This window comes from Serratia sp. BIGb0163 (assembly GCF_024809935.1).
GTDB classification, from domain to species: Bacteria; Pseudomonadota; Gammaproteobacteria; order Enterobacterales; family Enterobacteriaceae; genus Serratia; species Serratia quinivorans.
Map to the genome: position 1 here is coordinate 98612 of NZ_JANUDZ010000011.1, position 17217 is coordinate 115828.

Annotated in this window: 18 protein-coding genes; 10 read left to right on the plus strand and 8 right to left on the minus strand. The window is 55.9% G+C overall.

Annotated elements, in window-relative coordinates; all coding sequences use genetic code 11:
* Positions 1-6: 6 nt before the first annotated feature.
* Both yedE and yedF read left to right on the plus strand, forming a co-directional pair.
* Positions 7-1221: a selenium metabolism membrane protein YedE/FdhT gene (gene yedE / locus M2406_RS25085; RefSeq protein WP_012004954.1), complete on the plus strand. Its 1215-nt coding sequence runs from the start codon at positions 7-9 to the stop codon at positions 1219-1221.
* Complete coding sequence (gene yedF / locus M2406_RS25090) at positions 1218-1457, plus strand: sulfurtransferase-like selenium metabolism protein YedF (protein WP_012004955.1); 240 nt, start codon at positions 1218-1220, stop codon at positions 1455-1457. The genes yedE and yedF overlap by 4 nt, the downstream gene beginning before the upstream one ends.
* Positions 1458-1491: 34 nt before the next feature.
* Here the strand turns inward: yedF and M2406_RS25095 are convergent, their stop codons facing one another.
* Positions 1492-2505, minus strand: coding sequence for a luciferase-like monooxygenase (locus M2406_RS25095; RefSeq protein WP_172491137.1), 1014 nt, complete (start codon positions 2503-2505; stop codon positions 1492-1494).
* 224 nt (positions 2506-2729) lie between these two features.
* On the opposite strand from M2406_RS25095, the gene M2406_RS25100 reads away from it, so the two are divergent.
* The 4 genes from M2406_RS25100 (at position 2730) to M2406_RS25115 (ending at position 7196) form a co-directional block, all read left to right on the plus strand.
* Positions 2730-3701: an HlyD family secretion protein gene (locus tag M2406_RS25100; RefSeq protein WP_017891385.1), complete on the plus strand. Its 972-nt coding sequence runs from the start codon at positions 2730-2732 to the stop codon at positions 3699-3701.
* Positions 3683-4837 carry an ABC transporter permease gene (locus M2406_RS25105; RefSeq protein WP_017891386.1) on the plus strand — a complete coding sequence of 385 codons (1155 nt, stop codon included), beginning with the start codon at positions 3683-3685 and terminating at the stop codon, positions 4835-4837. The genes M2406_RS25100 and M2406_RS25105 overlap by 19 nt, the downstream gene beginning before the upstream one ends.
* Positions 4834-5973: an ABC transporter permease gene (locus tag M2406_RS25110; protein WP_012004959.1), complete on the plus strand. Its 1140-nt coding sequence runs from the start codon at positions 4834-4836 to the stop codon at positions 5971-5973. The genes M2406_RS25105 and M2406_RS25110 overlap by 4 nt, the downstream gene beginning before the upstream one ends.
* Before the next feature lie 101 nt (positions 5974-6074).
* Entirely contained in the window at positions 6075-7196 is a 1122-nt protein-coding gene (locus tag M2406_RS25115) for a cupin domain-containing protein (RefSeq protein WP_112363010.1), read from the plus strand.
* Positions 7197-7282: 86 nt separating this feature from the next.
* Here the strand turns inward: M2406_RS25115 and M2406_RS25120 are convergent, their stop codons facing one another.
* Both M2406_RS25120 and M2406_RS25125 read right to left on the minus strand, forming a co-directional pair.
* On the minus strand, positions 7283-8161 hold the full coding sequence (locus tag M2406_RS25120; protein WP_259191805.1) for a U32 family peptidase: 879 nt from the start codon (positions 8159-8161) through the stop codon (positions 7283-7285).
* An 11-nt stretch (positions 8162-8172) separates the two neighbouring features.
* Complete coding sequence (locus tag M2406_RS25125; RefSeq protein ID WP_259191806.1) at positions 8173-9168, minus strand: peptidase U32 family protein; 996 nt, start codon at positions 9166-9168, stop codon at positions 8173-8175.
* 221 nt (positions 9169-9389) lie between these two features.
* On the opposite strand from M2406_RS25125, the gene M2406_RS25130 reads away from it, so the two are divergent.
* Both M2406_RS25130 and M2406_RS25135 read left to right on the plus strand, forming a co-directional pair.
* On the plus strand, positions 9390-9911 hold the full coding sequence (locus M2406_RS25130) for an SCP2 domain-containing protein (RefSeq protein WP_012004963.1): 522 nt from the start codon (positions 9390-9392) through the stop codon (positions 9909-9911).
* A complete protein-coding gene (locus M2406_RS25135; RefSeq protein WP_259191809.1) occupies positions 9905-10408 on the plus strand; it encodes a GNAT family N-acetyltransferase in 504 nt (167 codons plus the stop codon). The genes M2406_RS25130 and M2406_RS25135 overlap by 7 nt, the downstream gene beginning before the upstream one ends.
* Here M2406_RS25135 and M2406_RS25140 read toward each other — a convergent pair.
* The 4 genes from M2406_RS25140 to speFL form a co-directional block, all read right to left on the minus strand.
* Positions 10395-10703, minus strand: a complete 309-nt coding sequence (locus M2406_RS25140) for a GIY-YIG nuclease family protein (RefSeq protein ID WP_259191811.1) — start codon at positions 10701-10703, stop codon at positions 10395-10397. The genes M2406_RS25135 and M2406_RS25140 overlap by 14 nt on opposite strands.
* Before the next feature lie 91 nt (positions 10704-10794).
* Positions 10795-12111: a putrescine-ornithine antiporter gene (gene potE, locus M2406_RS25145; RefSeq protein ID WP_017891391.1), complete on the minus strand. Its 1317-nt coding sequence runs from the start codon at positions 12109-12111 to the stop codon at positions 10795-10797.
* Positions 12112-12174: 63 nt separating this feature from the next.
* Positions 12175-14337 carry an ornithine decarboxylase SpeF gene (gene speF / locus M2406_RS25150; protein ID WP_017891392.1) on the minus strand — a complete coding sequence of 721 codons (2163 nt, stop codon included), beginning with the start codon at positions 14335-14337 and terminating at the stop codon, positions 12175-12177.
* Between the two features lie 277 nt (positions 14338-14614).
* Positions 14615-14719 carry a leader peptide SpeFL gene (gene speFL, locus M2406_RS25155; protein ID WP_112363015.1) on the minus strand — a complete coding sequence of 35 codons (105 nt, stop codon included), beginning with the start codon at positions 14717-14719 and terminating at the stop codon, positions 14615-14617.
* 431 nt (positions 14720-15150) lie between these two features.
* Between speFL and M2406_RS25160 the strand changes: the two genes are divergently transcribed.
* On the plus strand, positions 15151-15585 hold the full coding sequence (locus M2406_RS25160; protein WP_012004968.1) for a YhbP family protein: 435 nt from the start codon (positions 15151-15153) through the stop codon (positions 15583-15585).
* Positions 15586-15833: 248 nt separating this feature from the next.
* Positions 15834-16472, plus strand: coding sequence for an NAD(P)H-binding protein (locus M2406_RS25165; RefSeq protein ID WP_259191813.1), 639 nt, complete (start codon positions 15834-15836; stop codon positions 16470-16472).
* On the opposite strand, the gene phnP is transcribed toward M2406_RS25165, so the two are convergent.
* Entirely contained in the window at positions 16423-17205 is a 783-nt protein-coding gene (gene phnP, locus M2406_RS25170; RefSeq protein ID WP_126501246.1) for a phosphonate metabolism protein PhnP, read from the minus strand. The two genes, M2406_RS25165 and phnP, sit on opposite strands and share 50 nt — an antisense overlap.
* Between the last annotated feature and the right edge of the window lie 12 nt (positions 17206-17217).

The window sequence follows — 17217 nt, forward strand, 5'->3', positions numbered from 1 at the left end:
GATGCCATGAGTTGGCAGCAGTTCAAGTCTCAATATTTGGTGCGCTTTTGGGCACCTTTACCCGCGGTGATTGCCGCCGGGATCCTCTCTACCTACTATTTCGGTTTGACCGGGGCCTTCTGGGCGGTGACCGGTGAATTCACCCGCTGGGGCGGCCATATATTGCAGCTGTTCGGGTTGCACCCTGAGCAGTGGGGCTACTTCAAGGTTATCGGGCTTGAGGGGACGCCGTTGCAACGCATCGACGGCAGGATGATCATCGGCATGTTTGCCGGCTGTATCGCCGCCGCGCTGTGGGCTAACAACATCAAGCTACGCCAGCCGCAGAATCGCATTCGCATTGTGCAGGCGCTGCTGGGCGGTATCATCGCCGGTTTCGGCGCACGTCTGGCGATGGGCTGCAACCTGGCGGCCTTCTTTACCGGCATTCCGCAGTTCTCGCTGCACGCCTGGTTCTTTGCGCTGGCGACCGCAGCCGGCTCTTATTTTGGTGCCAAATTTACCCTGTTGCCGATGTTCCGCATCCCGATCAAATTACAGAAGGTGAAGGCCGCCGCGCCGCTGACTCAAAAACCGGAGCAGGCGCGTCGTCGCTTTCGTTTGGGGATGGTGGTGTTCTGTCTGGCGATCGCCTGGTCGCTATGGACGCTGTTTGATGCACCGAAGCTGGGTATCGCCATGTTGTTTGGCATCGGTTTTGGCCTGCTGATTGAACGGGCGCAAATTTGTTTCACCTCGGCGTTCCGCGATCTGTGGATTAGCGGACGTACCCATATGGCGAAGGCGATCATTCTCGGTATGGCCGCCAGTGCCATCGGCATTTTCAGCTACGTCCAACTGGGCGTGGCGCCTAAAATCATGTGGGCCGGCCCCAATGCGGTGCTGGGCGGATTGTTATTTGGTTTTGGCATAGTGTTGGCAGGTGGTTGCGAAACCGGCTGGATGTACCGTGCGGTAGAAGGTCAGGTGCATTACTGGTGGGTTGGGCTGGGCAATATCATTGGTGCCACGCTGCTGGCCTATTACTGGGATGATTTGGCCCCGACGCTGGCCACTGACTACGACAAGGTTAACCTGCTGGAGACCTTCGGCCCGATCGGCGGCCTGCTGGTGACCTACCTGCTGCTGGCATTGGCGTTTGGCGCCATGCTGTGGTGGGAAAAACGATTTTTCCGCGCCAGGCCCGACGCGCAGGTGGTTAATTTAAGGAGTGTGTCATGAAGCAAACGGCGATAGTGCCGGATTACCGGTTGGATATGCTGGGTGAGCCTTGTCCTTACCCGGCGGTAGCGACGCTGGAAGCGATGCCGCAGTTGAAGCCAGGGGAAATCCTGGAGGTGATCAGCGATTGCCCGCAGTCAATCAACAACATCCCGCTTGATGCGCGCAACCATGGCTACAAGGTTCTGGATATCCAGCAGGATGGCCCCACCATCCGCTACCTGATCCAGCGCTGATAAAATGAGGGCGCCGTAAAGGCGCCCAAATAGTTTAACCCTTCACCAAATCGCCTTTCACCCCGGCGACAATTTCAAACGAATGTAAGCGCGCCTGATGGTCAAAGATCTGGCCGTTAACCATGATTTCATCCGCGCCGGTTTCGCTGAGCAGCGTCTGCAGCCCATTACGCACGGTAGCTTCATTGCCGATGACTGACATGCGCAGCGCCTGATCGACGCCGTATTGTTCTCCGGCGGTCCACAGCGCGTGGATATTGTCCACCGGTGCCGGCAGTGGGCCCGGCGAGCCGCGGCGCAGATTGATAAACTGCTGCTGCATTGAGGTAAACAGGAAACGTGCATCGGCATCGCTGTCGGCGGCCACCACGTTGACGCATACCATGGCGTGTGGCCGTTGGCATTGCTCGGAAGGCTTGAAGTTGTCGCGGTACAGGTTAAATGCCTGGAACAGCATCTCTGGCGCAAAGTGGGAAGCGAAGGCAAACGGCAGGCCAAGCTGTGCCGCCAACTGGGCGCTGTACAGGCTGGAGCCCAACAGCCAGATCGGCACGTGTAACCCCTGGCCGGGTACTGCCTGCACCGGCTGGCCCGCTTGTACCTCACCAAAGTAATGTTGCAGTTCCTGCACGTCGCGCGGGAAGTTATCCACTTCACCGGACAGATGACGACGCAACGCCATCATGGTGCGTTGGTCGGTGCCGGGCGCGCGGCCCAGACCCAGATCGATACGTCCAGGGTACAGCGACTCCAGCGTACCGAACTGCTCGGCAATGACCAGCGGCGCATGGTTGGGCAGCATCACGCCACCGGAGCCGAGGCGGATACTCTGGGTACCGGCGGCCAGATAGCCCAGCAAAACCGAGGTTGCCGCACTGCCAATGCCGGTCATATTGTGATGTTCTGCCAACCAATAGCGTTGATAGCCCCATTTTTCGGCATGTTGTGCTAAATCTAAAGAGGCGTGAAAGGCATCACGAGGTTTGGCCCCTTGCGGAATGGGGGATAAATCCAGTACCGAAACCGGCACCGTAGTTTTTTCAGTCATGATATCGTCCATCAAAGAGTTGATCGCTTAAAGGGCGATTGCAGAGGTCTGCAAACTACAAAGCAAAATGTGCTTTTAGTGTTAAAAGCATAATCCAATTTATAGTTATAAAAGAGGATATATGTGCTTGCTATATCCTTATGATAAAAATGGTTTTTGGGAGTTGATATAAAATATGGACGTGATGATTCCACCCGCCGCTTATCGCTCAGGGAGCTGAGAGAATGAAAAAAAAGACGTTGTTTACCTTATTGTTGATGGTGGTGGCGATCGCCATGGCGATCTTGTTCCGGGCACATAATCAGGATTTGTTATTGCAGGGGGAAGTGGACGCGCCAGAGGTGATCGTGGCCTCCAAGGCCAAAGGACGGGTGGTTGAACGCCTGGTTGAGCGTGGTGACGACGTGAAAGCCCAACAGGTGATGATCCAGCTCGATAGCCCGGAACTGATGGCCCAGCTGCGTTCCGCCCAGGCGTCGCGCGATGAAGCCAAAGCGCAGCTCGACCAATCTCTGCACGGCACGCGTGAAGAAAGCATCCGTAATCTGCGTGCCAACCTGGCGCAGGCCGAGGCGCAATACCGCAACGCGCAGAATGACTACAACCGTAACCTGAGCGTTTCCGGCAAAGGTTATATTTCGAAGTCCGAGCTGGACAGCTCACGCCGGGCGCGTGACACCGCATTCCAACAGGTGCAGGCGGCCAAGGCCAACCTGGACGAAGGCACGAATGGCGACCGTATCGAACTGCGGCAACAGTACGCCGCAGCGCTGCGGGCAGCAGAAGAAAACCTGCTGCAAGTGAAGGCTCAGACTGACGACCTGCGGGTTTTAGCCCCGGTGGCCGGTGAAGTCGGGCCGATCCCGGCGGAGGTCGGGGAATTATTGAATGCCGGCAGCCCGTTGCTGACGCTGATCCGCGTTCCGGATGCCTACTTCGTCTTTAACCTGCGTGAAGACATTCTGGCTCATGTGCGTAAGGGCGATAAGGTGCAGATGCGGGTACCGGCGCTGAAGGACAAAATGATCGAAGCGGAGGTGCGTTATATTGCGCCGCTGGGCGATTACGCCACCAAACGCGCCACTCGTGCTACCGGTGACTTCGACCTGAAAACCTTTGAAGTGCGGCTGTATCCGTCACAGCCGGTGGAAGGCCTGCGTCCAGGGATGAGCAGCTTATGGCTATGGAAAGAGTAAGGGCCGGTTGGCGCTGCTTCAGTCACGCGTTTGACAACGAGTGCCGCGTCGCCTTCCGCAGCCCGGTAATACACTGGCTGAGCTGGATTTTCCCGCTGATGCTGTTTGGTCTGGTCAGCAGCAACTTTTCGGAAGGGACCTTGCTGGATCTGCCGGTGTCAGTGGTGGATAACGATCACAGCTCGTTGTCCAAGTCGCTGACGCGTCGGTTGGATGCCGGCTCTCATGCTCACGTAGAGCTATATGACGGCGGGCTGAATGAATCGCTGTATCGTTTGCGTAGCGCGCAGGATTACGCGTTGCTGTACGTCCCGCCGGACTTTGAAGCTAATGCGCTGGCGGGCAAGCAGCCGAGCGTGGTGATGTATTACAACGCATTGTTCTATGGTGCCGGGCTGTATTCTACTCAGGATTTCAGCGGGCTGATGACCGAAATCAATGCCAACTACCGCAGCATTATCGCCGCCGAGATGGGCAAGACGCTGCCGCCGTTGGCGGACGTGACGCTGTCGTACGGCAGTCTATTCAACGCCAGCGGCAGTTATATTTATTACCAGCAGTTTGCCGCGACTATCCATTTGCTGCAGCTGTTTGTGGTGACCTGCATGATCTACGTGTTGGCGCGCAGCAAATCGCTGTTGAAGGCCCGGCCATTCAGCCTGGCACTGCTGGGTAAATTGGCGCCGTACACCCTGTGTTTCACCAGTCTGCTGATGGTTGAAATTGCCGCGCTGGTGGGTATTTTTGACGCCCGCGTCAGCGGCAATCCGCTGTTTATGCTGATGATTGCCTTCTTTTACGTGATGGCGGCGCAGAGCATCGGCCTGCTGCTGTTTACCTTTACCAGCAGCATTATCACCGCCTACAGCCTGATTGCCATCCTGGTCAGTATTGCGCTGACCTTCTCGGGTATGGCGGTACCGGAACTTTCGATGCCGCTGCCGGCGCGAATCATCTCCAATATTGAACCCTTAACTCACGCGCTGTACGCGATGTTTGACGTGTTCCTGCGGCAGGTTCCGGCCAGTGCCATCTTCAGCGTTTGTGCATTACTGTCCGTCTACCCGTTGGTGACGGCATTCCTGGTGCGTAACCGGCTGTTGCCGCGGCTGCTGAAGGAAGGGGGCGCGGGATGAAAATCTACTGGCAAACCTTTGTCCGGGTGCTGCTTGGCATGCTGGAGAGGCCGATGTGGTTGATGCTGATCCTGTCGCTGTGCGTCATGAGCATGGTCTATGCCAACCGGACGGTGTGGGATCTGCCGGTCGGCGTGATTGATCAGGACCACAGCACTGCCAGCCGCCAATTGATCCGCCAACTGGACGCGACCTCGAAGATTGCCATCGTGACTTACGACAGCCTCGAGCAGGCAAAAAGTGACCTCGGCTGGCGTAAACTGTTCGCGGTGATCATCATGCCGGTGGATCTGGAGAAGAAGATCCTGAGCGGCCAAAATATCGTGGTACCGGTCTATGGCGATGCTACCAACCGGCTGGCCAACGGCCAGATCCAGCAGGACGTGGTTGCGGCCTATCAGCAACTGCTGAACCAGTACAACAACGGCTTACTGCTGCGCAGCGGTTTCAGCGAACGCCAGGCGCAGGTGATCCTGACGCCCATACGGGGGCAAACGCTGGACGTGTTCAACCCGGGCATCAGCTTTGCGGCGATCATCTTCCCTGGCCTGCTGGTGATGCTGTTACAGCACTCGTTATTGATTGCCTGCGTTCGCGTCAGCATTGCCATGAAGAGCATCCCCGGCGGCAAGCCCCCGTTGGCGGCCCATTTGGGCGGGCTGACGGCGCTGCTACCGATCTGGCTCTTCCTGTCTATCGTGCTGTTTGTACTGTGGCCGTGGGTATTGGGCTATCGTCAGACGGCGAGTATTGCAGAAATTTTGTTGCTGACCTTCCCGTTCCTGTTGGCGGTACTGGGGCTGGGCAAGCTGGTCACCGAATGCCTGCGCAGCGTAGAAATGATCTACCTGACGCTGGCGTTTATCACCACGCCGATATTCTACCTCTCCGGTACCATCTGGCCGTTGCAGGCGATGCCGGCCTGGGTGCGGGCGATTTCCTACTGTATCCCCTCCACCTGGGCCACCAAGGCCATTGCCGGGGTTAACCAAATGGGCCTGTCGCTCAATGAAGTCTGGGGCGACGTGGTGATGTTGCTGGTATTGGGGATTATTTACACCCTGCTGGGTGTCGGGGTGGGGTTCATGCGTAACAGCGTGGCGCTGCGCAGCCTGCTCCGCAAACGGGCAAGTTAATTCCGGGGGCCTGAAGCCATGTTTCCTTGACCCTTAACAAGGTGTGCAGGCCCGCGCTCTCGCATAATCACGCCCGTGGATCCTCTTACTGGTGTGATTATATGGCTTACCAACTGAACCTGAACTGGCCCGAGTTTTTAGAGAAATACTGGCAGAAAAAACCTGTGGTTTTGAAAAATGCCTTCCCGAACTTTGTTGACCCTATCACGCCAGACGAACTGGCGGGGCTGGCGATGGAGCCGGAAGTTGACAGCCGTCTGGTCAGCCAGACAGGAGGGCAATGGCAGGCCAGCCACGGTCCGTTTGAACATTTCGATAACCTCGGTGAAACCGGCTGGTCCTTGCTGGCGCAGGCCGTTAACCATTGGCATGCGCCCTCAGCCGAGCTGGTGCGCCCGTTTCGCGTTTTGCCGGACTGGCGTCTGGATGACCTGATGATCTCCTTCTCGGTGCCGGGCGGCGGTGTGGGGCCACACATCGACAACTATGATGTGTTCATCATTCAGGGGATGGGCAGCCGTCGCTGGCGCGTAGGCGATGCCTTACCGATGCGTCAGTTCTGCCCGCATCCGGCGCTGCTGCACGTTGATCCGTTCGAGCCGATCATTGATGAAGATCTGGAGCCGGGAGACATCCTGTACATCCCGCCAGGTTTCCCGCATGACGGCTTCACCCACGAAACTGCGCTCAACTATTCAGTGGGTTTCCGTGGGCCAAACGACCGCGACCTGATCAGCAGCTTTGCCGACTACGCACTGGAAAACGATCTGGGTGGCGTGCACTACAGCGATCCTGATTTAACCCTGCGTGAACATCCGGGGCGGGTAGAGGAATATGAGCTTGAGCGCCTGCGCACAATGATGGTCGAAATGATCAGCAAGCCGGAAGACTTTAAGCAGTGGTTTGGCCGCTTTGCCACCACGCCGCGTCATGAGCTGGATATCGCCATGGCGGAGCCGCCGTATGAGGCGCAAGAGGTGCTGAGTGCGCTGATGGACGGTGAAACCCTGACCCGTTTGAGCGGCTTGCGTGTGCTGCACATCGGCGACAGCTTCTTTATCAACAGCGAGCGTCTGGACACCGTGGACGCACGCGCGGCCGATGCGCTGTGTCGTTATACCGAACTGGGCCGGCAGGAACTGGGCGATGCGCTGCAAAACCCGGCGTTTGTGGCTGAGCTGACGGAGCTGATGAACCAGGGCTACTGGTTCTTCAAAGAGTAGTTGCCGCTGCCTGCTTAATGGCCGGGTGGCATTACGCTTACCCGGCTTGCAAACATTCCGTTGCCTGCCTGTGGCAGGCCGTCTGATTAGGGCACCAACTCCAGTCCGGCAACCCGCCGCCAGTAACCGTTGCAATCGGCCCGATCGGTGAGGGTTAACGGCTGTGTGCCTTGCTCATTGGCGCGGAAGCGCTCGACCAGCGCCAGTGTCTCTGTGCCCTGTGGCGAAAGACGCACAATGTCCACCAACCCCTGCATACTGGTCAACTCGTTGCCCAGGTTGTAGCAGTACCCGCTCATGGTCTGGATGCCGTTCAGCACAAACACCTGCTGCTGTTCTTGCGAACGCATCACTCGTCCCTGCGGGTATTTGATGCAGCAGGTTTCGCATTCATCCTTGGCACGGTCTTCCGAACGTGCGGTGAAGCAGCGCGCCGAATAGGCCAGCGGCAGGTGACCGTAGCTCAAGACTTCCACCTCAAACTGCTGGCGGAAACCCAGCTCGTCGCACTGTTCCAGCAGTTTGGTCAGCCAGTCGCGGGAAAGCTCGACCGGCATGCACCAACGCATCATGCCCTGGCGGTGCAGCAGGCGCAGGGTGTAGGCGTTGTAGCAATTCAGCGCATGACCGGCAACAAATGGCAGGCTGCGCTCGGCCGCCATGTTCACGGTGCCCAGATCGTTGGCTTCAATCAGGAATTCCCCGTTTTCCACATAGCGCTTCAGTTCGTTCAGTTCGGACGGTGCCTGCAGCAGTGCCAGGGTTGAGAGCACCACCTGTTTGCCGCTGCGGGCAATTTCTTGCGCCAGCGCCAGCCAGTCGCCGACCTTCATCTCGCGCCGCTTGGTGCAGACGCTTTCACCGAGGTAAATAATCTCCGCGCTGCTGCTTACCGCCTGCCGATAGAATTCTTCGAGCTCGGTTTTCGGCCAATAATACTGCACCGGGCCTAATGCGTATTTCATGTTTCCTCCTGCTACTGCCATTTACGGTGATAAGCACCGAGCGTGGTTTGAGTGCCTTCTGACATCGCACCCAGGGCTTCCATCCACCCGGCGTCGGCCTGATAGGCGGCCGGGTCGGCACGGCAGCGGTCGATGGCCTGGCGCCAGACGCGGGCCACCTGGCTCACGTAGGCCGGGCTGCGTTGACGACCTTCAATCTTCACCGACGCGATATTGGCAGCCAGCAGTTCCGGCAGCAGTTCCAGCGTATTGAGGCTGGTGGGTTCTTCCAGCGCGTGATAGCGCACGTCATCGACCAGATAGCGGCCCTTGCACAGCGTTGGGTAGCCGGCATTTTCATCGTCGCGATAACGGTCGATCAGCACGCCATTCAGGCGTGACTCCATGCCCTGCGCCGTTTGCTGCCAGCGCACGTAGCGCGCCGGTGAGCAGGCCCCGACGGTATTGGGAGACTCGCCGGTCAGATAAGAGGAAAGGTAGCAGCGCCCCTCGGCCATGATGCACAGGCTGCCGAAGGCGAAGACCTCCAGCGGCACCGGGCTGGTACGTGCCAACTGCTTGACCTGATGCATCGACAACACGCGCGGTAGCACTACCCGGCTGACATCAAAATGGCGCTGATAGAAACGGATCGCTTCTTCGTTGGTGGCGGACGCCTGCACCGAGACGTGGCGCTCCAACTGCGGGTAACGTTCGGCGGCGTATTCCAGCATCGCCAAATCGGCCAGGATCAGCACATCGGCGCCCAACTGCGCCGCCATATCTACCGCGCGCTGCCAGCGGACATAGCCGTCAGGGTGGGCGAAGGTATTGATGGCGATATGCAGTTTGCGGTTATGACGATGCACATACTCGACCGCTTCCTGCAGCTTTTTCTCGGTAAAGTTGAGGCCGGCAAAGTGGCGGGCGTTGGTATCATCTTTCAGGCCGATATACACGGCGTCGGCACCGTTATCTACCGCAGCCTTCAGGGCCGGCAGATTACCGGCGGGACAAAGCAGCTCCATAGATTTATCCTGACTCCAAGGGTTGCCGGTGACTCTTTCACCGGCAAACGCTAATCGGGAGGCAATTTTAGTGAAAGCGTACTTAACAGGTTTTGATTTGAGGCAGCTTCTGGCGTATTGATAAAGCTGGCGGTGAAATGCACTATTTGTTGATATAGAGCGCGGCAGCCGTGTATCGCTGTGGCAAAATAGCGTATCTGTGTTGAAAGGAGTGAACGACAGTGTTGGAACAATTAAGAGCGCGCATTGTGCGCCAGGGGCCGTCGTTGCTGCGTGTACCGCTAAAATTCACGCCGTTTGCCTTGCAGCGTCAGCTTCTGGAACAGGTACTGGGCTGGCAATTTCGTCAGGCGCTGGCAGATGGCGATCTGGAATTTCTCGAATCGCGCTGGTTGAAGATCGAAATTCGCGATCTGGCGCTACACTGGTTTATGACGGTAGAAAACGACAAACTGGTTGTCAGCCAACACGCCGAAGCTGATGTCAGCTTCAGCGGCGACGCCAACGATCTGATTCTGATCGCAGCGCGTAAGCAAGATCCCGATACGCTGTTCTTTCAGCGTCGGCTGCAGATTGAAGGGGACACCGAATTGGGCCTGTATGTAAAAAATCTGATGGACGCCATCGAGCTGGAAGCCATGCCTGCGCCGTTGCGCATTGGCCTGCTGCAACTGGCCGAATTTGTGGAAGCAGGGCTGCAGGAGGGCACGGTGCAAACTTCCCGTGTGCCGGCAACATGTTAATCCGCGTGGAAATTCCGGTAGATGCGGCAGGCATTGATGCCCTGCTGCGTCGCGCCTTTGGGCGAGATGATGAAGCCGATCTGGTGCAGCAACTGCGCGAAGACGGCCTGCTGACGCTGGGCATTGTCGCCACCGACGACGAAGGCGGCGTGGTGGGTTATGCCGCGTTCAGCCCGGTGGACGTGGCCGGTGAGGATCGCCAATGGGTCGGTCTGGCACCGCTGGCGGTGGACGAAAGTCTGCGTCGTCAGGGGCTGGGCGAAAAGCTGATATACGAAGGGCTGGATGCGTTGAACGAGTTCAGCTATGCCGCGGTAGTGGTGCTGGGTGAACCGGCTTACTACGGGCGCTTTGGCTTTAAGCCGGCCGCTGCCTATGGTCTGCAGTGCCGCTGGCCAGAGACCGAGGCCGCGTTCCAGGTTTACCCACTGGCGGAAGATGCCTTGCTTGACGTTAGCGGGGCGGTGGAATACTCCGCGCCGTTTAACCGGCTTTAACCGCAACGTCCGGCAGTAAATAATCCAACGAAAGAGGCGGGTGACTCACCAGCCTCTCTTTTTGCATTTTGCTCAGTTGCTTGACCCGATATTCCAGTCTCAGCGCTTTTGAGCGATCCCCCGCCTGACAGTGAAACGCCAGCACCAGTTGGCCTTTACCCCGTAGCGCCTTGGCCCCTTTGCCCGCCTGATGCTGCGCCAGCCGCCGCGTTACGTCGGTAGTAATGCCGGTATACAGCATACCGCTGGGCATGCGCAGCATGTAGAGATGCCAGGTTGGGAGTATTTCCGTCATGAATAAGCAGCAACGTTGGTGGCCAGGGATGGAATATGATGGCATGTTCCCCGTCGTAATCCCATCCCCGGCCGCCTATGGCTTATCACCGTTAGCCTTTTTTCCCCGCCATTTCGAAACGCGGTGAAACCATACCGTACAGAGTCCAGCCGAGGAAGGTGGCGATGGCGCCCCACATCATCGCTTCCTCACCGGAACTGTAGAGGGCATAGAAACTGTACAGTGCGCCAATGCCGGCAATGATGTTGGCAATTCGCGCTTTTTTCTCCGGTACTTTCGCCACTTTCTGAATAATGATCAGCGCCGCCATCGACAGAATGTAAGGGATGATATTGGTCACCACCGCCAGATTCACCAGCACATTGAACTGTTTATTCAGCGACGGGCTGATGGTCATCAAAGACAGCACGCTCTGGATCATGACTATGGTCAGCATGCCTTTGACCGGTGCGTCGGCCTTGCTGAGTTTGGAGAAAATTTTCGGGAAGAAGCCGCTGTCGGCAGAGGATTTGAACACCTGGGCGATGGTGAACTGCCAGCCCAGCAGTGAGCCGACGCAGGACATGATCATCAGGGCCATAATGATCTTGCCGACCGTTGGGTTGAACATGTGGGAAAACGCCAGCCCAAATGGCGCGGTTGAGTTGGCCAGGTCCATATTCGGCACGATACCGGCGATGACGTTGGTTGAAACGATATAGATGACTGCCGCGCTGAGGGTACCGCCGAGTACGGCGATCGGCACGTTACGCTCCGGGTTTTCCACCACGTCGGTATTGGCGCAGGCGGACTCCAGGCCCAGAAATGCCCACAGCGTCATGGAGATAGAAGCGCCAATGGCTTCAAAGGTCGGTACCGAGTGCGGGTTCCAGGCGGCAATATAGGCGCTGCCGCTGAACCAGTGCCAGCCGATGATCGAGATCCCCACCACCGGGATAATCACGCCCCAGACGGTGATGCCGCTGATTTTCCCGGTCAGGCGTGCCCCGCCGAAGTTGGCGACGGTAGCCAGCCATAGTACGCCAATGGTGGCGATACAGATTCCCAGCGGCGACAGGTTGGCACCAAACAGCTCGGTGCCGTAACCAACGGCGGAAATGGCGATGGCGATATTGGCGATCAGCAACGACACCCCGTAGGTGTAGTTCGCCATGAAATTGCCCGATTTACCGAAAGCGTATTCAGCATACCCGCCCATGCCGCCGGATTTGCGGCTGAACATGCCGCATTTGGCGAAGGCGTAGGCCAGCGCCATCGAGCCCACGGCGGTAACCAGCCAGGAAACGATAGAAATAGTACCCACTTCGGCCAGCTTGGTGGGCAGCATAATTATGCCGGAGCCCATCATGTTTACCGCAGTAAGGATCGTTAGCTGTACGACCCCCATTTTATTATTGGACTTACTCATGATCATTCTCTCTTTTATAATGCGATCCGGGCGGTGAATAAAATTCACCGCCTTGTAAGGTGATTAATTTTTCATTACGTAACCGTAAGCACGGTTCCAGCCATCTTCATCCTGCTGGATATACACACCCTGTAATTCCGGTGCGAAGCCGGGCAATAAATTGATGCCTTCTTCCAATGCCAGGAAATAACGCTGTGCAGCCCCGCCCCAAACTTCCCCTGGGACGACGCACAATACGCCTGGGGGATAAGGCAAGGCACCTTCGGCGGCAATTCTGCCTTCGGCTTTCGCCAGAGAAACCAATTCCACATTACCGCGGACAAATTCGGTGTTGGCGTCTTGTGGATTCATTGCCACACGAGGGAAATAACTCTTCCTGAACATTTCTTTCTGCAGTTCTTTAACGTCGTAGCTGACATAAAGGTCGTGCATTTCCTGGCAGAGTTGGCGCAGGGTATAATTTTCATAGCGCTGCTGATTGTTTTTATAAACCGCAGGCAAGACTTCACTAATTAACGAATCTTGCTCAATATGTTTTTCAAAGCGGGCAATCAGCGCCACCAAATGCTGCATCTTGGCGATGTCTTCGGCCGGAGTCAGCAGGAACAGGATCGAATTAAGGTCGCATTTCTCCGGTACTATGCCGTTTTCGCGCAGATAGTTAGCCAGAATGGTCGCCGGAATACCGAAATCGCTGTAGTTACCGCTTGCCGTATCAATGCCCGGCGTGGTGAGCAGCAGTTTGCACGGGTCGACAAAATACTGCGATTGGGCATAGCCTTCAAAGGCATGCCATTTTTCCCCGGGAATGAAGTTGAAGAAACGCAAATCGTTGGACATCGTCTCGGTATCATAAGACTGCCAGGCTTTACCGTCGATTTGGTCCGGCACAAAAGGTTTGATTAAGCTGCAGGTCTCCAGCAGCATCTTGCGCGCCTCAATGCCGACGCGAACGCATTCTTTCCACAGGCGTCGGCCGCTTTTGCCCTCATGCATTTTGGCGTTAACGTCCAGTGCGGCGAACAGCGGGTAAAACGGGCTGGTGGAAGCGTGCAGCATAAAGGCATTGTTAAAGCGTTTGTGGTTGCAATAGCGATCTTGTCCCTTGATGTGCTTGTCTTTCTTGTGGATTTGCGAGGTCTGCGAGAAGCCGGCCTGCTGCTTGTGGACGGACTGAGTCACAATGATCCCCGGGTCGTTTTCGTTTAGCTCGAGCAGTAAAGGTGAGCAGTCTTTCATCATTGGAATGAATTGCTCATAGCCGACCCAGGCCGAGTCGAACAGGATGTAATCGCACAGATGACCAATTTTATCGACCACCTGACGGGCGTTATAAATGGTGCCGTCATAGGTGCCCAACTGAATGATCGCCAGGCGGAAAGGTCTGGCTTCATTGGCGCGCTCCGGCGCGACCTCGCGGATCTGCTGACGTAAGTAGCGTTCTTCAAAGCAGTGCGCGTCAATGCCGCCGATAAAGCCAAACGGGTTGCGGGCGGTTTCCAGATACACCGGTGTTGCCCCCGCCTGGATCAGCGCGCCATGATGATTGGATTTATGGTTATTACGGTCGAACAGCACCAGGTCACCGCGCGTCAGCAGGGCGTTGGTTGCCACCTTGTTTGAGGCGGAGGTGCCGTTAAGAACGAAATAGGTTTTATCGGCGTTAAACACTTTGGCGGCATGCTGCTGCGCCGCGCAGGGTGCGCCTTCATGGATCAACAAATCACCCAGTTTGACGTCCGCGTTGCACATATCGGAACGGAAAAGGGTCTCGCCAAAGAAGTCAAAGAACTGACGCCCGGCCGGATGTTTACGGAAGAATTCGCCCCCCTGATGCCCAGGGCAAGCAAAGGTGGCGTTACCCATTTCGACATACTGGGTCAGCGTATTAAAGAAAGGTGGCAGCAGTTCGCTTTCGTATTTTACGGCCGCAGCTTCCAGTTGCTTGCCATAGAACTGGGTGTTCTTGCCACAGAGTTCAAATACGCCATGCAGGGCAGGCAGTATGGCGTTGTCCAGCTCTTCTTCGCAGCAAACCGCCACGAATAACGGGATATTCAGGCCGATCTCTTCGAGGTGAGCCACCATGCCTTGCGTGACGTCTTCCACCGACAATACGATGGCGGCAATATCATTAAAATCACTCTGGTGTACATCGACAACTTCGCGAGTGGTTTCGAAGCAACTTAATGTTTTGCTATTAGCGGCAATTTTTAATTTATTCATTTTAATCATTCTTCAGGCAAAGGCATCCCGCCGGCAGGTTAATAACCCTGTCGCTAATGCCCTCACTAAAATAAAGGCGTGAGAAGAACGCAGTCATGCTTAATCGCAGGCCTGAGTTCATTCGGATTTTTGTTTTAGGTCGTGTGTACTATAAACAGTAATTTACTTCTGTTATTTCACGGAAAAATAAAATAGAAATCCGTCCTGACATATCAGGGGAAATAGTTCAGACGTAATAGTGACAGGCTGTTTTTAGTAACAACGAGAGAGGTGAGGGTTATCTGAAGTTAAAGAAGGCAAAGCTAAAGCAGCTACGATGAGCCATCATCATAATATGGGTTGTGCGTCTTATATGCGCCATTTTTCGATTGTTGTTTTCCATTTCTAATCCACCTTATGGAGTGAAAAGATGGCGTTATTTTAACGTGCTGCAGAGTTAAATATGTGATGCCAGTCACGTAATGTGGGTTATTGATAAATAACTATTCACTTGTTATGCAGAGATGTGCATAAAAATGAATAATGGTGCTTTTTAGATATGTAAAGGGTTTGATAAAAAACCAGCGAATTGAGCGCTGAATTTTATCTGCGTAGGGCCGGTAACAAAAAAAAGCATTTAAACTGTTCGCATAATGCCCAGATGAATCTAATTTGTTTTTTATATGTTATAAGATCATTTATGCGTTATTTGAATATAAATGCACCATGCATGATTGGTTAATCATCTGCGTAAAGTGGTGGCATTATCGTTATTTGTGACCGTCCTCAACAACGCAGGTAAGATGACGCGAGCAAAGGGAAGGAGAATTGACGTTGAACACGACCGAAGAGCAGCAACAAATTGCGCATTTTCTCAGCAAACAGCATGTGCTGACACTGTGCGCCGGCAATGGTATGGACATGTGGTGTGCCAACTGTTTTTACGTCTTTGATGCCGGGCAGATGGCGCTGTGGCTAATGACCGAGACCCATACCCGCCACGGCGAATTGATGCTGCAAAATAGCCGGGTGGTCGGCACCATAGCGCCAAAGCCGAAGACCATCGCGTTGATCCGCGGCGTTCAGTATCGCGCCGAAGCGGTGATGCTGAGCGGTGACGAGGAGCGGCTTGCACGTGCACGCTACTGCAAGCGTTTCCCAATAGCCAAAGTGATGAAAGCACCGGTATGGCAACTGAGTTTGCAAGAAGTGAAAATGACCGACAACACCCTCGGCTTCGGCACGAAACTGCATTGGACGCGGACCTGACGCAATAAACTCTAGCCTATAGCTTTCAAGTTGCAGCTAGGCGGCCAGCTCGCTCATCCCCAGGCGCTTACTCGAGTAAGTAACTGGGGTGACAAATCTGCCGGGAGCAGATTTGAACGCTGCTTGCAGCGGCCCCTTAAGGGGCGTGGCCCACGGATGGGCCACGTAATCAAGTGCAGGTAACAACGCTGCAACTTGAAAGATGACGGGTATATACTTTTCATAGAGATCATTCGGCGGGAGGGTATATGGCACGGGTATTTATGGTAGGGGCTACCGGGTTGGTGGGGCGCGAACTGTTGCACCTGCTGCAGGCCGATCCGCAGGTCACGGCGATCGTGGCGCCAACGCGTAAGCCGCTGCCTGCGCATGAAAAATTGGAAAACCCGGTGGTTGATGACCTGTTCGCGCTGCTGACAAAGCAGGAGCAGCCGGTCGATATAGTATTCTGTTGCCTGGGTACCACGCGGCGTGAGGCGGGCAGCGATGCCAATTTCCATTACGTCGATTACACTCTGGTGGTGGAAAGTGCGTTGACCGGTCGGCGATTAGGTGCGCAGCACTGTCTGGCGGTCAGTGCACTGGGTGCCAGCACGCGTTCGACCTTCCTTTACAACCGTACCAAGGGGGAAATGGAACAGGCGCTGCGTGAGCAGAACTGGCCACGCCTGACGCTGGTGCGGCCATCGATGCTGTTGGGCGAGCGCTCCTCGCCACGTTTGCTGGAGCGCCTGAGTGCGCCGTTGTTTAAATTGCTGCCCGGCAAATGGCGCGGGGTTGCCGCCAAAGACGTGGCGCAGACTCTGTTGGAGCAGGCGTTCAGCCCTGGTCAGGGTGTTAAGGTGCTGGAATCCGATCGGCTGCATTGCTACCACAGTGCACGCTGAGATTATCGAACGCCAGCTCCAGACCCGGAGGCAGTTCGTTGTCCATCAGCCACAGATCGAGATGATGGCTGATGTGTGTCAGCAGAGTGCGGCCGGGTTGTAAGCGTTGTTGGGTTTCCCGTGCGCGGGTCAGATCGTTGTGATTGCGCGGAGCCTGCGGCTGAGGCGGCAGGCTGCAGTCGAGCACCATTAAATCCAATGTTACTGCACGCAGAAAAGCCTCGGTATCCGGCGGTAAACCGACGGTATCGGTCAGATAGGCCAGCGATTTACCCGCGGCCTGGATCAAATAACCCAGAGTGAGTTTCGAATGTTGCAGCGGCAGCGGGGTGATGTGCAGCCCGCCCAGTTCAACCGTTTCGAAGGGGGTAAACGGCGGCTGAAATGCCAGAATGCCCGGATGTTTGAACAGGTCATCGCAGCCCTGTTCATCGGCCGGGCCATACACCGGAATAAAATTTCCGCACCCCCAGCGCAAAGGAAATAACCCCTGTACATGATCCATGTGGTAATGTGTCAGTAAAAAACGTTGAATTTCCCCCGCCGAAAAACGCCGCTCCAACGACGGTAACCCCGCATCCAGCAAGGTCGTTTCCCCCTGAAATTTAAGCATTGCGCTGCAGGCTCTGCGCCGGAATGCAGGCTCGCGCCGCGCCCGCTGACAGACCAGACAATCACAGCCGAACACCGGGATCTGCTGGGCACCGCCGGTGCCGAGAAACGTCAGTTGCATCTGGTCACTCCC

Coding starts and splice junctions, on each gene's coding strand:
- yedE (WP_012004954.1), top strand. CDS start 7: ATGAGTTGGCAGCAGTTCAAGTCTCAATATTTGGTGCGCTTTTGGGCA.
- yedF (WP_012004955.1), top strand. CDS start 1,218: ATGAAGCAAACGGCGATAGTGCCGGATTACCGGTTGGATATGCTGGGT.
- M2406_RS25095 (WP_172491137.1), bottom strand. CDS start 2,505: ATGACTGAAAAAACTACGGTGCCGGTTTCGGTACTGGATTTATCCCCC.
- M2406_RS25100 (WP_017891385.1), top strand. CDS start 2,730: ATGAAAAAAAAGACGTTGTTTACCTTATTGTTGATGGTGGTGGCGATC.
- M2406_RS25105 (WP_017891386.1), top strand. CDS start 3,683: ATGGCTATGGAAAGAGTAAGGGCCGGTTGGCGCTGCTTCAGTCACGCG.
- M2406_RS25110 (WP_012004959.1), top strand. CDS start 4,834: ATGAAAATCTACTGGCAAACCTTTGTCCGGGTGCTGCTTGGCATGCTG.
- M2406_RS25115 (WP_112363010.1), top strand. CDS start 6,075: ATGGCTTACCAACTGAACCTGAACTGGCCCGAGTTTTTAGAGAAATAC.
- M2406_RS25120 (WP_259191805.1), bottom strand. CDS start 8,161: ATGAAATACGCATTAGGCCCGGTGCAGTATTATTGGCCGAAAACCGAG.
- M2406_RS25125 (WP_259191806.1), bottom strand. CDS start 9,168: ATGGAGCTGCTTTGTCCCGCCGGTAATCTGCCGGCCCTGAAGGCTGCG.
- M2406_RS25135 (WP_259191809.1), top strand. CDS start 9,905: ATGTTAATCCGCGTGGAAATTCCGGTAGATGCGGCAGGCATTGATGCC.
- M2406_RS25140 (WP_259191811.1), bottom strand. CDS start 10,703: ATGACGGAAATACTCCCAACCTGGCATCTCTACATGCTGCGCATGCCC.
- potE (WP_017891391.1), bottom strand. CDS start 12,111: ATGAGTAAGTCCAATAATAAAATGGGGGTCGTACAGCTAACGATCCTT.
- speF (WP_017891392.1), bottom strand. CDS start 14,337: ATGAATAAATTAAAAATTGCCGCTAATAGCAAAACATTAAGTTGCTTC.
- speFL (WP_112363015.1), bottom strand. CDS start 14,719: ATGGAAAACAACAATCGAAAAATGGCGCATATAAGACGCACAACCCAT.
- M2406_RS25165 (WP_259191813.1), top strand. CDS start 15,834: ATGGCACGGGTATTTATGGTAGGGGCTACCGGGTTGGTGGGGCGCGAA.
- phnP (WP_126501246.1), bottom strand. CDS start 17,205: ATGCAACTGACGTTTCTCGGCACCGGCGGTGCCCAGCAGATCCCGGTG.